This window comes from Vreelandella lionensis, assembly GCF_002087295.1.
Taxonomy (GTDB): domain Bacteria; phylum Pseudomonadota; class Gammaproteobacteria; order Pseudomonadales; family Halomonadaceae; genus Vreelandella; species Vreelandella lionensis.
The window spans coordinates 30,926-43,918 of sequence record NZ_MWVI01000050.1 but is presented as its reverse complement, the minus strand read 5'-3'; the positions used below and the strand labels follow the sequence as shown (position 1 = coordinate 43,918).

At 60.2% G+C, this 12,993-nt stretch carries 10 protein-coding genes and 4 pseudogenes; 10 read left to right on the top strand and 4 right to left on the bottom strand.

Going from position 1 to position 12,993, the window contains the following annotated elements; translation table 11 throughout:
• The first annotated feature begins 12 nt into the window (after positions 1–12).
• The 7 genes and pseudogenes from B4967_RS05890 (at position 13) to B4967_RS05860 (ending at position 7,794) form a co-directional block, all read left to right on the top strand.
• Complete coding sequence (locus B4967_RS05890; RefSeq protein ID WP_083024182.1) at positions 13–2,460, top strand: LPS-assembly protein LptD; 2,448 nt, start codon at positions 13–15, stop codon at positions 2,458–2,460.
• 37 nt (positions 2,461–2,497) lie between these two features.
• Entirely contained in the window at positions 2,498–3,538 is a 1,041-nt protein-coding gene (locus tag B4967_RS05885) for a peptidylprolyl isomerase (RefSeq protein ID WP_054641172.1), read from the top strand.
• Positions 3,538–4,580 (top strand): annotated as a pseudogene (pdxA, locus tag B4967_RS05880) (4-hydroxythreonine-4-phosphate dehydrogenase PdxA). Before B4967_RS05885 ends, pdxA begins: the two are co-directional and overlap by 1 nt.
• 26 nt (positions 4,581–4,606) lie before the next feature.
• Positions 4,607–5,454, top strand: a pseudogene (gene rsmA, locus B4967_RS05875) (16S rRNA (adenine(1518)-N(6)/adenine(1519)-N(6))-dimethyltransferase RsmA).
• Entirely contained in the window at positions 5,451–5,828 is a 378-nt protein-coding gene (gene apaG / locus B4967_RS05870) for a Co2+/Mg2+ efflux protein ApaG (RefSeq protein ID WP_044629671.1), read from the top strand. Before rsmA ends, apaG begins: the two are co-directional and overlap by 4 nt.
• A 22-nt stretch (positions 5,829–5,850) precedes the next feature.
• Entirely contained in the window at positions 5,851–6,666 is an 816-nt protein-coding gene (locus B4967_RS05865) for a symmetrical bis(5'-nucleosyl)-tetraphosphatase (protein WP_062373975.1), read from the top strand.
• Entirely contained in the window at positions 6,667–7,794 is a 1,128-nt protein-coding gene (locus B4967_RS05860) for a tRNA nucleotidyltransferase/poly(A) polymerase-related protein (protein ID WP_074210212.1), read from the top strand.
• A gap of 14 nt (positions 7,795–7,808) precedes the next feature.
• Here B4967_RS05860 and folK read toward each other — a convergent pair.
• Both folK and folB read right to left on the bottom strand, forming a co-directional pair.
• Positions 7,809–8,333: pseudogene (gene folK, locus B4967_RS05855) on the bottom strand (2-amino-4-hydroxy-6-hydroxymethyldihydropteridine diphosphokinase); the annotation flags it as partial.
• Positions 8,330–8,710, bottom strand: coding sequence for a dihydroneopterin aldolase (gene folB / locus B4967_RS05850; protein ID WP_044629667.1), 381 nt, complete (start codon positions 8,708–8,710; stop codon positions 8,330–8,332). The gene folB and the pseudogene folK, both read right to left, overlap by 4 nt.
• 101 nt (positions 8,711–8,811) lie before the next feature.
• On the opposite strand from folB, the gene plsY reads away from it, so the two are divergent.
• Complete coding sequence (gene plsY / locus B4967_RS05845; RefSeq protein ID WP_083024180.1) at positions 8,812–9,381, top strand: glycerol-3-phosphate 1-O-acyltransferase PlsY; 570 nt, start codon at positions 8,812–8,814, stop codon at positions 9,379–9,381.
• A gap of 37 nt (positions 9,382–9,418) precedes the next feature.
• On the opposite strand, the pseudogene tsaD reads toward plsY, so the two are convergent.
• Together tsaD and B4967_RS20140 are read right to left on the bottom strand one after the other, a co-directional pair.
• Positions 9,419–10,335 (bottom strand): annotated as a pseudogene (tsaD, locus tag B4967_RS05840) (tRNA (adenosine(37)-N6)-threonylcarbamoyltransferase complex transferase subunit TsaD).
• The gene (locus B4967_RS20140; RefSeq protein ID WP_279384660.1) at positions 10,271–10,462 is read right to left on the bottom strand and encodes a hypothetical protein; all 192 of its coding nucleotides are present in this window, start codon (positions 10,460–10,462) and stop codon (positions 10,271–10,273) included. Before B4967_RS20140 ends, tsaD begins: the two are co-directional and overlap by 65 nt.
• Positions 10,463–10,662: 200 nt before the next feature.
• On the opposite strand from B4967_RS20140, the gene rpsU reads away from it, so the two are divergent.
• Both rpsU and dnaG read left to right on the top strand, forming a co-directional pair.
• The gene (gene rpsU, locus B4967_RS05835; protein WP_016416934.1) at positions 10,663–10,878 is read left to right on the top strand and encodes a 30S ribosomal protein S21; all 216 of its coding nucleotides are present in this window, start codon (positions 10,663–10,665) and stop codon (positions 10,876–10,878) included.
• A 187-nt stretch (positions 10,879–11,065) separates the two neighbouring features.
• A complete protein-coding gene (gene dnaG / locus B4967_RS05830; RefSeq protein ID WP_083024178.1) occupies positions 11,066–12,925 on the top strand; it encodes a DNA primase in 1,860 nt (619 codons plus the stop codon).
• Positions 12,926–12,993 lie beyond the last annotated feature (68 nt).

Sequence of the window (12,993 nt, the reverse complement as noted above, 5' to 3'; positions counted from 1 at the left end):
AGGATAACGAACATGGGCAAGCGAATCTCGCGCACCGTACCGGTTGCGCATACGCTGCTGGGCAGTTTGCTCGCTGGCGCCTCGTTTTCAGCGGTGGCGCAGGACCAAACCCTGCCCGCAGAAGCGCTGGACTGGCAGGCCTGGAGCCAAGACGAAGCGCCGCAACAGCTATGTCGGGGGCGCTATGTGATGCCCGCCTACCGCTTGCCAGCGGAAGAGAACCCGGAAACGCTCTCGGTAGAAACCCGGGAAGTGGATTACGCCGCAGACGGTGAAGCCCTGCTGCGTGGCGACGTGGTACTACGCCGGGGCGATACCGAACTGCAGGCAGAGCGCGTCTTTCTACCCGCAGACCGTCAGCAGGTGGATGCTGAGGGCAACCTGGCTATCCGCGATGGACAAGCCCTGGTGCGTGGCGAGCAAGCCACCCTCATGCTGAACGAAGACCGCGCCTCGCTGCGTAACAGCCACTATGTGCTCTACGACCAGCACCTGCGCGGCCAGGCCAGCCAGCTAGAGCAGACCGGCGAAAATCAGTACCGCCTTCAGGAGGCCACGTTTACCACCTGTGACCCCGGCGCCAATAGCTGGCAGTTGGTAGGTAGTGATATTCGCCTCGATCAAGCCTCGGGGTTTGGCACTGCCCGCCATGCGCGCCTGGAAGTTAAAGATGTGCCGGTATTTTACTGGCCGTGGCTGCGCTTCCCCATTGATGACCGCCGCCATACCGGGCTGCTCTCGCCGTCAGTGAGCTTCTCAAGCGATGGCTTTGATTATACCCAGCCTTTCTACTGGAACATTGCACCGAACCAGGATGCCACCATTACCCCGCGCTGGATGTCTGACCGAGGACTGCTGCTCAACGGCGAGTACCGCTACCTGCTGGAAGAGAGCCAAGGCTTGGTCGAGGGCGGTTATCTCGATAGCGACGGCGGCACCAATAGAGGTGACAACCGCTTTGAAGGCGACGACCGCTGGTACATTGATGCCCAGCACGCGGGCACGTTAACGCCCCGCAGTGATTACCGGCTCCGTTACGGCGCCGCCAGCGACGGGCGCTATTTCGACGACTTTGGCGGCGAGTTCGGCAACAGCGACCGCGTCAGTATGGAGCGCCTTGCCCAGGTCGATTATCGCGGCGAGCGCTGGCAGTTAGACGCCCGCGCCCAGGGCTTCCAACGTTTGGAAGACCCGCCCAGCGATACCGACCGTCCGTTCTACCGCCTGCCGAGTTTGACCGCCAATGCCAACTGGCAGCTAGACAACGGCCTGTATACCCAGTGGCGCTCGAACGCGACCTACTTCTGGCGCGACGTGGATGAGCGGCGAGTTCCGGAGCGCGAGGCGGCCATCGGTTCGCGCCTTCACCTGACGCCTGCGGTGGGCTGGCGCTATGAGCAGCCCTGGGGCTATATCGAGCCACGCACCGAGCTTTGGCACACCGCGTACGAATTGGATTATGGCGACCGCGTGACCGATCGCACGACCTCACCGACGCGCAGCGTGGCGATCACTTCCATCGACAGCGGCCTGGTATTTGAGCGTGAGCTTGAGCTAGGCGGGCGCGGTTATCGCCAGACGCTTGAACCCCGCGTTAACTATGCCTACGTGCCGCGTACCGACCAGACCCAGCTGCCGTACTTCGATAGCCGTGAACGGGTATTCTCCTGGGATCAGCTCTGGTCCCCGCACCGCTTCTCGGGGGCTGACCGGGTCGGTGATCTGAATCGCGTCTCGTTGGGCGTACAGTCACGCTTGATCGAAGATAGCGCTGGTCGGGACCGACTCACCTTCGGCGTCGGTCAAAGCTACTACTTCTCCGAGCGGCGCATCGATAGCGAAGGCGACCCGGACACGCTGCCGCCGCGCCCCAGCGAAGACCCTTCCGTGAATCCGGAAAGCCGCTATCAGGCCACCCGTGACCGCTCTCCGCTGGTCACTCGCCTGGATTGGCAAATATCGGATCGCTGGAGTACCGGCTACGAATGGCTCTACGATGACGAGCGTGAACAGACCGAGCGCTCCAGTGTGGATGTACGCTATCGCCACCCGGAAGGGCACGTAGTGAACCTTGGCTACCGTTGGGAGATCGAAGGGTTCGATCCGAGCGTGATACCCGGCGACTATGGCTTCCGTGACTACCGTCGCGAAGAGTGGGATCTTTCGCTGGCGTGGAAAGCGAACCCAAGGATTGATTTGATTGGCCGCTACCTGCACGATCAAACCAACAACCGTCCCCTGGAACAGCTCGCGGGCCTGCAGTGGAACGACTGCTGCTATGGCGTACAGCTGGTATGGCGTGAATGGATCGACGATAACGATACGGCGCGGGTTGGCGATGACTTCAACGACCGCGGGCTATTTTTGCGCTTTGTGTTTCGTGGTCTAGGTGGCGTGGGTCAAGAGGCCGACGGCTACTTTGAGCAGGCGATTCCTGGCTACCGTCCCACGCCCTTATGAACGACCACTTTAAAATAGCGACTGAAAGAGACTTTTTATGATGATCAGAAAGACCTTGCTGAGCTGCGCGCTGAAGAAACGAGCCACCCAGCTGTCCGCAGGCAGCCTGATGGTGCTCTGCCTGAGCACGGGTGCGGCGCTGGTTCCGCTGACCGTGCATGCGCAAAATTTCGAGTCGGCCCAGCGTCAGCAGTTGGATAGCGTCGTCGCGGTCGTCAATGATGGCGTCATCATGCGCAGCGAGTTGGATGACCGCATTGCCCAGGTGGAGCAGCAAGCAGCGGCTCAGGGCGGCAATTTGCCGCCGCGTAACCAGCTGGCCCAGCAAGTGTTGGAGCGTATGGTCATGGATGAAATCCAGCTGCAAATGGCCCGCCGAGCCAATCTGAGTGTGGATGACACCGAACTCAACCGCCAGCTACGCAGCATTGCCGAATCCAACAACATGACGCTGGATCAGTTTGCCGATGCGGTAGAAGCCGACGGCATTACTCTGGCCGACGTGCGCGAAGACGTACGCCGTGAAATGTTGATGCGTCAAGTACAGCAGCGCCAGATCAGTCAGCGCGTCACGGTCTCCGATCGCGATGTGGAGCGTTTCTTGAGCCAGCAGCCAAGCCAGCAGCAGGGGCAAGCCTTTATCGAAGAGACCCGTGCCCGCCATATCCTGGTGGAACTGACGCCTACGCGTAACGAGAACCAAGCCCGCGCCCGCGCAGAAGAGGCTCGCCAGCGTTTACAGCAGGGCGCAGACTTCGCGTCGGTGGCCCGTGAGTACAGCGACGATCGTGGTAGCGCCATGAACGGCGGCGACCTGGGCTGGGTGCGCCCTGGCCAAACGGTCCCTGCGTTCGAAGAAGCCATGACGTCTCTCAGCCCGAACCAGCTCTCCGAGCCTGTGCGCTCGCAGTTCGGCTATCACGTCATCGAAGTGCTGGAGCGTCGCCGTCAGGACGTGACCGAAGAGAGCCGTCGTGAGCAGGTGCGCCAAGCGATTTTCCAGCGTCGTGCCAACGAAGAGCTGCAAACCTGGCAGCGTGAAATCCGTGAACAGGCCTTCGTGGATATTCGTCTCTAATGACGCGGCCGCTGCTGTTGACCACCGGTGAGCCTGCGGGCATCGGGCCAGAGCTTGCGCTGATGCTGGCCGCTCGTGGGCAATTAGCCAACACGGTGGCGGTGGGTGACCCGCAGATGCTGCGCCAGCGCGCCGCGCTGCTCGGGCTGGCCGTAGAGGTCGTCGAGGCCGCGCCGGGTGGCTTGGATATATCCTCTCCAGGGCGTTTGGTGGTGTGGCCCGCCACACTGCGAGCGCCTGCCACGCCTGGGGTGCTCGATCCCGCCAATGCCCGCTACGTGTTGGAGACACTGCAAATTGCCGTAGACGCCTGCCAAGCAGGGCAGGCTGCGGCAATGGTCACCGCGCCGCTGCATAAAGGGGTCATCATCGAAGGGGGCTTTCCCCACTTCACCGGCCATACCGAGTGGTTGCGCGACGCCTGTGGCGTCGATGAGGTGGTGATGCTGCTGGCGACCGATGCCGCGCTGCATGCCAAGAACCCGCTTTGGCAAGGCAGCGGCGATTTGCGCGTGGCGCTGGTGACGACTCATCTGCCGCTGCGTGACGTGGCCGATGCCATCACGTTCGAGCGGGTCACCCAGATTAGCCGCTTACTGGCCGCTGACCTGCGGCGCCAATTTGGCATCTTGAATCCGCGCATTGCGGTGTGCGGCCTCAACCCCCATGCCGGGGAAGAAGGGCATTTGGGGCGCGAGAGCTGGACACGATCATTCCGGCCCTCGACGCGCTGCGTGCCGACGGGTTGGATATCCAAGGGCCGCTGCCCGCCGATACGCTGTTCACTCCACGCCACCTAGCCGGAGTCGATGCGGTGCTGGCGATGTATCACGACCAGGGCTTGGCAGTGCTAAAATACGCAGGCTTTGGGCAAGCTGCGAATATTACCCTCGGCCTACCGCTGGTACGTACTTCAGTGGACCACGGCACCGCGCTGGATTTGGCGGGCCGCGGCACTGCCGACCCCAACAGCCTGGGCGTCGCGCTATCGCTTGCACAGCGGCTTGCTGCCCAGCGTGCCAGCACCCTGGCCGCTCCATGAATCAACCCTCCAAGGAACACTGTTAGATGTCTCAAGTGCCTCAGCAGCACCGCGCTCGTAAACGTTTCGGTCAAAACTTTCTGCGTGACCTCGGCATCATTTCGCGTATCGTCCGCGCTATCGGGCCACGCGAAGGCGACCGACTCGTCGAAATTGGCCCTGGGCAAGGTGCACTGACGGCACCGCTGTTAGAGGCGACTGGCAAGCTGGAAGTGATCGAACTCGACCGCGACCTGATTCCTGGCCTGCGGGTACAGTTTTTTAACTACCCCGAGTTCGTGATTCATGAAGGCGACGCGCTGAAGTTCGATTTTGCCGAGCTGAAGGGCGATGGCCCGGCGCTGCGGGTAGTGGGTAACTTGCCCTACAACATCTCCACGCCTTTGATCGTGCATTTGCTGAGTATGGGCAGCGCCATCGCCGATATGCACTTCATGCTGCAAAAAGAGGTAGTGGAGCGCTTGGCCGCCGAGCCAGGCAGCACCGACTGGGGCCGTCTTTCCGTCATGGCGCAGTACTACTGCCAGGTAGACCATCTGTTCATCGTGCCGCCGGAAGCCTTTGTCCGCGTCCGAAGGTAGATTCCGCGATTGTGCGCTTAACGCCCCACGACCACCTGCCCCACACCGCCGATGACCCGACGCTGCTGTTCGAGCTGGTGAAGCTGGCCTTTGGCCAGCGGCGTAAAACCCTGCGGAATAACCTGAAAGGGCGTGTCAGCGCCGACACGTTGGAAGCGCTAGGCATTGACCCTGCACGGCGGCCGCAAACTCTAACCGTGGCGGAGTACGTGGCAATTGCCAACCAAGTAGCCGCCGATGAGGCGGCCAGCGCAGTGGCTAACGGTGATACTAAGGGGAGTGATGAGGCTTGAGCGGTTTAGACATTGAGGTGAGCGTCACGCCGGAGTTTCGTGACGCAGAGTCTAGTGACAGTGAATCCCGCTACGTGTTTAGCTACACGGTGACGGTTCATAACCAAAGCCCGCACAGCGTACAGCTAATGGCGCGTTACTGGAAAATCACCCAGGGCAGCGGCGACAGCCAAGAGGTGCGCGGCAAAGGCGTGGTGGGCCAGCAGCCGTTAATCGGCCCTGGCCAGCGTTTTCGTTATACCAGCCGGGCGATTTTGCAAACGCCGGTCGGTGTGATGGAGGGTGCCTACACCCTGCTTAATACGTATACCCAGCGGGCTTTTGATGTGCCCGTTTCGCCTTTTCGTCTAGCGGTGCCCCGTCAACTGCACTGAACTCGGTTCGCCGGGAATGCCCATGAGTATCTATGTCATTGGCGACCTGCACGGCTGCCATGTTGAATTTATTAGCCTGCTGGAAGCAATAGACTTTAACCCGACCCACGATACGCTCTGGCTGGTTGGGGATTTGATTAACCGTGGCCCAGGGTCGCTTGCCTGCCTGCAGGAAGCTAAAGCGCTGGGCAGTGCCGTGCGCTGTGTGCTCGGTAACCACGATTTTCACCTGCTGGTGGTCGCCCGCGGGGGCGGCAGATTGAAGAAAAACGATACGCTGGACGATATTCTCGCCTCGCCCCAGCGGGAAGCGCTGCTGGATTGGCTGCAGAGCCAGCCTTTGGCGGTTCAAGAAGGCAATACGTTAATGACCCACGCCGGAGTGTTGCCGAGCTGGAGTGCTGAGCAGGCTCTGGCGCTGAGCGGTGAAGTTCAGGCGGCGCTACACAGTGAAAGCGCGGGTGCGTTTCTGACCCAGTTGTTTGGTAATCAGCCTGACCGTTTCCGGGAGGACTTGGAAGGCGTGGATCGCCTGCGCTGCATCGTTAACGTGTTTACCCGCATGCGCTTCATTGATGCGCAGGAGTGCCTCGATTTTGCCGCCAAAGAGGGGCTCGATAGCGCACCGACAGGCTTTGCCCCCTGGTTTCAATTTGCTCGTCAGGATGATCTGCAGGTCCTGTTTGGCCACTGGGCGGCGCTGGAAGGGCGCACGCCGCATGCGAAGATCAGCGTTCAAGGGCTGGATACCGGCTGCGTGTGGGGTGGCTCACTCACCGCGATGAACCTAGACACTGGTGAACGCACTAGCGTGCCGAGCCTGCAAGGAGGCCGTTAAGTGTTTCAACAGGATGCATTGACTCAAGGGCTTGACGTTTACCGGGTAGGCGGTGCAGTGCGGGATGCGCTGCTGGGCTGGCCGGTAGTGGATCACGACTGGGTAGTGGTAGGCGCCACGCCGGAAGCGATGCGTCAGCGGGGCTTTAAACCCGTTGGCCGAGATTTTCCGGTGTTTTTGCACCCGCACACCGCGGAAGAGTATGCGCTGGCGCGCACCGAGCGTAAGTCCGGCCATGGCTACAGTGGTTTCGAGGTGTATGCCAGCCCCGATGTAACACTGGAAGAGGATCTCTCCCGGCGTGACCTAACGATCAATGCCATTGCCCAAGGGCCAGGCGGCCAACTGACAGACCCCTTTCACGGCCAGCAGGATATAGAGCAGCGCCTGCTGCGCCATGTATCGCCTGCGTTTAGCGAAGACCCGCTGCGGGTGCTGCGTACTGCGCGCTTTTTAGCCCGCTATGCTCACTTGGGTTTTACCATTGCCCCAGATACCCACACGCTGATGCGTGAAGTGAGCCAAAGCGGTGAGCTTGGCCACTTAGCCGCAGAGCGGGTGTGGATAGAAACCGAGAAAGCATTGGGTGAACCCAATCCTGAACAATATTTCACCACGCTAAACGAGTGCCAGGCGCTTGCCACTTGGTGGCCTGAGCTTGCCGAGGGCGAGACGTTGACTGCTGCCCTCGATGCGCTAGCCAGCGCGCCTGAGACCTCGTCACCCGCGCTGGCCCACTGGCGCTATGCGCTATTGGTATCGGTGCTTAGTGATGAGCAGCGCGACGCGCTAGCGAGCAGGTTGCGGCTGCCCAACTCAGTAGCGCAGTTGGCTCGCCATACCGCGCTGACTAAAGCGTTGCTCAATGAACCGTTAAACGGCGAGCGAGTGTTGCACTGGCTGGAGCGGCTGGATGGCTGGCGTAAACCTGCCCAGGTAGCGGCGCAGCTGGCGCTTGTTAGTCGTCTGGCACCTGAGCGCCAAGCTGTGCTGCGCGCTGCGTGGCAGGCAGCGCAAGCGGTAAGCCCGCAAGCGCTGCTGAGCGAGGGGTATCGGGGAGCGGCATTAGGAGAAGCGCTGCGCCAGCATCGGCAGAAGGCGGTGGCAGGTGCGTTAGGCGAGGGGTAGGGCATCGCCGCAGGAGGCTGCGGATCTGCTTGGGAAATCCAACGGCCCCGCCAGTGAAAATCAATCGCCCACAGGCGCTGGTCACCTAATGTGAAGCGCTTCCAGAGTGTAGCGTAGGATGTTTGGCAGGCGGGGTGGCGCTCGTTGGGTAACAGTTCAGCGAGTGGCTGGAGCACAAAGGCATTGCGGGTGATTTCCGCGCGGGGCAGGGCGACGCCATCAATCGTATCGCAGACACTGCCGACGGTCAGCAGGTCGATATCCAGAGCACGGGGGCTGTATTTAGCCATGTTGGGGGTGCGGCCATGATCAATCTCAAGCTGCTTAGACCACGCCTGGAGCTCACCCACCGACCAGTCGCTATCAAACGCCACCACTAAGTTGTAAAAGTTGCGGCTGTCCTTGAAACCTACGGGCTCGCTTTCAAAAATGCGCGATATCTGTAGGCGGCCAAACGTAGCTTCTAGAGCATCCAGGCAGAGGCGAATATGCGTGTCGGGATCAATGTTGCTGCCTAGACTGAGAGTTACCAGGCTCATAAGTTCGGGTCCTTGGTAGCCTCCGGCAGCGTACCGCGAGTGATTTCAAGACCAACGCTTGCCGCTTGAGGCACCGCGCCCGGCTTTCGGACGGTCATGCGCAGCCAGCTAATCGGGAATTCATGTTGCAAGCAGGCGGCGAGACGTTCAGCGAAGGTTTCTACCAAGGCGAACTGATGCTCGTCGGCGAACTGCTGGATTCGCTGGCATATCGCGGCATAATCAAGCGTTAAGCGTAAATCATCCGTAGCGGCCGCTGGCCGAATATCCGTTGCCAGCGATAGATCCAGGCTCAGCGATTGCGTTATCGTGCGTTCCCAGTCGTAGACACCGATGACGGTGTCTACGGTGAGTGCTTCGATCAAAATGCGGTCCACAGGCCTTCCCCAGGGCCAACAAGCGGGCGATTGTACTTGAGGATGACCAGAAACGACAGTAAGGCAGCGGCGTTGGCCGCTAACGCAAGGGTGGGCAGGCCATGATATGGATAGTGATCGGCTATTTAAGCGGCAGTTGGCTGGCGGCAGTGAGCGTATGTCGGTGGGCCGGTGTGACGGATCCACGGTTTTGCGGCTCTTACAACCCAGGATTTTCGAACGTGCTCCGCCTGTATGGTCCAAGGCTCGCCGCGGCCACGCTGCTGCTCGATGCGTTAAAAGGGGTGCCTGTAGTGCTGGCTGCCAAGCTGGTGGCGCTGCCGGTATGGCTGCAGGGGCTTGTCGGCTTGGCTGTGCTGCTGGGACACAGCTACCCGATTTGGTTTAGCTTCCGTGGTGGAAAGTCGGTCTCCAGTGCGTTTGGCGTGTTGCTGGTATTGGTGCCCAGCGTGGCGCTGATCACGGCGCTTTGCTGGGCGCTACTCGCGTGGCGGTTGCGCACGGCGGCGGCGGCATCGCTCGTTAGCGCGCTGTTGGCACCGCTGCTGCGTCTCTGGCTAGCCCCCGGCTACGTCAGCGTTGTAGGGGGCTTTAGCCTGCTCGTATTGGCCCGCCATGGCCTCAATATTCGCCGCTTACGCCGTGGGGAAGAGCCGCCCCTACGCGGATAGCCCTACGCGGATAGCCCTACGCGGATAGGCGCGAGAGCTACCGTGGTGCTGTAAGCGTATCGAGCGGCCAGCGAGGGGTCGCCTGCATTATGCCGTTGTCATCACGCTCGCCGGCTGCCAAGCGCTGCGCACCGACATAGGCAATCATGGCGCCGTTGTCGGTACAAAAGCGCCCGCGAGGGTAATAAGCACGGGCTTGGCGCTTTTGGGTCTCCAGCGCTAGCCGTTCACGCAGGCGAGTATTGGCGCTGACGCCGCCTGCCATCACGATGCGTTTTAGGCCGGTTTGGTCAAGGGCGCGGCGGCATTTGATCACCAGTGTATCGACGACGGCTTCTTCGAAGGCTCGCGCAACGTCGGCCTTCGCCTGATCATCCAGTTCGTCTGCCGCTTCTAGCTGGCGAATGGCCGTTAGGGTGTGGGTTTTAAGGCCTGAGAAACTGAAGTCCAGCCCCGGACGATCAGTCATTGGGCGCGGAAAACGAAAGCGCTTGGGTCGCCCTGTTCGGCAAGCTTTGCGACCAGCGGGCCGCCTGGATAAGCAAGGCCGAGCATTTTGGCGGCCTTGTCGAAAGCCTCCCCGGCGGCGTCATCCACCGACTCCCCCAGCAGTTGGTAGTGCCCTAACCCCTGTACTTCGACTAGCTGAGTGTGGCCGCCCGAGACCAGAAGGGCCACGAACGGGAACTCCGGCGCGTCATCTTCCAGCATCGGGGCGAGAAGGTGGCCCTCCATGTGGTGAACGCCCAGCACCGGTATGTTCAGAGCTTTGGCCATGCCGTGAGCGGTGCTAGCGCCCACCATCAAGGCACCAACCAGGCCCGGTCCGGCAGTGTAGGCGATACCGTCCAGGTCTTGACGGGTGAGGTTGGCATCCTTCAGTACTTGCTCAATTAGCGGGCAATAGCTTGCGGGTGTGATCCCGAGAGGCCAGCTCAGGCACAACGCCGCCATACTCCGCATGCATGGCGATTTGGCTATACAGCGCATCGGACAGCAGACCCTGTCCACCGGTGAACGCGGTATCGTAAATAGCGACGCCAGTTTCATCGCAAGACGTTTCAATGCCCAGTACGCGCATGGCAAAAGAACTCGTGTAGGTGGTAAGGCAGAGGTTTAAAACCGGCTAGTCTAGCATTATGGCAGTAGAGGGGCGTAAGCATTTGCAAAGATCGCCAACCGCGACTAGACTACTGTGCGCTGTAAAACTGGGTCGTACACCGTTGTGTTCGGTGTGCGAACTATCCGAACTCAAGACTCCTTAAGGTAGGTGAGTGCTTAATGCCTTCTGTAAAAGTACGTGATAACGAGCCGTTTGACGTCGCCCTGCGTCGCTTCAAGCGTTCTTGCGAAAAAGCTGGCGTTCTGTCTGAAGTACGTCGTCGCGAGCACTACGAGAAGCCGACTGCTGAGCGTAAGCGCAAAGCGGCCGCTGCCGTAAAACGTCACGCCAAGAAGTTGCAGCGTGAGCGTAAGCGTTTCGAACGGCTCTATTGATCCGTACCTGGGGATAGCCTGCGCAGTTAGCCGGTTATCTCAAGAGGGATGCCAAGCGGCCGCCACTAGGTGGCCGTTTGTTTTTCGTTCTGTGATGTGTGTTTTGCGCGGTTTAAGGTGATCAGGCGCGTTGCCTGATGACGTTAGGCCCGCCCATTAGCGCTTCGCGCGAGGATGCCCGCAGTTCATGGCAGGCCAAATTCCACAGCGTTTTATTGACGACCTGCTTGGCCGCGTTGACGTGGTGGAAGTGGTTGGCGAGCGCGTGCAGCTTAAAAAAGCGGGCCGCAACTTCTCCGGTTTGTGTCCTTTCCATCAAGAAAAAACGCCGTCGTTTACGGTGAGTGCCGATAAACAGTTCTACCACTGTTTTGGCTGTGGCGCTCATGGCAACGCGCTGCGTTTTTTAATGGAGTACGACAAGCTGCCGTTCCCCGAAGCGGTGGAGCAACTGGCTGGACGTTTAGGGCTCGACGTACCCCGCGAGGGGGCGGATGACCCGCGTGCTCAGCAGCGTGAGAAGAAGCGTAAAGAGGGCGTTAACCTGTTGGAAGTGGCTGCCAGTTTCTACCGCGAGCGGCTAAAGATGCAGGAGGGCCAGAGTGCCCAGCGCTACTTGCAGGGCCGTGGACTGTCGCCAGAGGTCATCGACACCTATGGTATTGGTTATGCACCGGGTGGCTGGGAGGCGCTCAAGCAGCATCTGTCGGCAAAAGGGATCGGCGAGCCGGTACAGGTCGAGTACGGACTGCTGATCCACCGCGAAGACACTGGGCGCACCTACGATCGTTTTCGCGACCGAGTGATGTTTCCCATCCGCGACTTGCGTGGCCGTACCCTAGGCTTTGGCGGCCGGGTCATGGGGGATGAACAGCCCAAATATCTTAATTCACCAGAAACGCCTGTCTTTCATAAAGGGCGCGAGCTATATGGTTTGTACGAGGCGCGTCAAGCGTCTAGCAAACTTGAGCAGTTGGTGATGGTCGAAGGCTATATGGACGTGGTGGCGCTGGCTCAGTTCGGCATTCATAACGCCGTCGCTACGTTGGGAACTGCCACCACGGAAGACCACTTAAGCCGCCTGTTTCGTTTGGTGAGCCGAGTAGTGTTTTGCTTTGACGGTGACCGTGCTGGCCGTCAGGCGGCAAGCCGCGCCTTGGAAACGGCGCTGCCGGAAATGATTGATGGACGTGAGGCGCGTTTCCTATTTCTGTCCGATGGCGATGACCCTGATTCACTGGTGCGTCGCGAGGGTAGCGAAGCATTTCAGGATCGTGTGACCTGTGCGATGCCGCTCTCGGAGTTTCTCTTTGAGCAGGCCGCCCAGGGGCGTGACTTGAACACGGTGGAAGGGCGCGAGCGTTTTGCCACCCAGGTGCTAGAGGCATTGAACAAAGTGCCTGAAGGCATGCTCAAATCGCTACTGCTTGAATCACTGGCAAAGCGTAGCGGGCTGGCGCAGTCGCAGTTGCAGGCGCTGTTAGATAGGCGCACGGCAGATGCCGCTGCAAAAGCGTTGCCGCAGTGGGGGCCTGTTGAGGAGCCAGCCGCTGAAATGGTGCCAGAGCAGGCGCTGCCTCGCTCGGCGGCACGTGGCCGCCGCCAAGGGGCAAGGCTGCAAACGCTCTCTACGGTGAGTCGTATTGTGCAACTGCTGCTTCATGAGCCGCGTTTGGTGGCGTCGCTACCCGAATCGCTGGATTGGCTGCCAGAAAATAGTGAAGAGGCGCCGCTGTGCCGCGCTTTAATCGAGCTGCTGCGCGCCGGACGCTATCGCAGTCCGCAGGTGGTGTTAGCGCATTTTCAGGGTAGTCATGAGGGGCAGGTGTTGGCAGAGCTGGCACAGCGGGAGCTGCTGATTCCTAAGGGGGCAAGGGAAGCAGAGCTAAGCGGGCTGGTAGAGCATTTGGTCGAGAAGCAGCGTAAGCGTTCGCCCCAGGAAGAGTACGATGCGCTGTTGGCACTAGAGCGTTCTGGCCAGAAGCTGGATAAAGCTCAGCGGCAGCGGTTGGCGAGTCTGATGATGGAGCTAATTCAGCGCATATGAGGGCGTCAAACCAAAGCAATTCGCACAGTGGGGTTGAATTAACAAGCTTCAGCACCACATACAGGGTT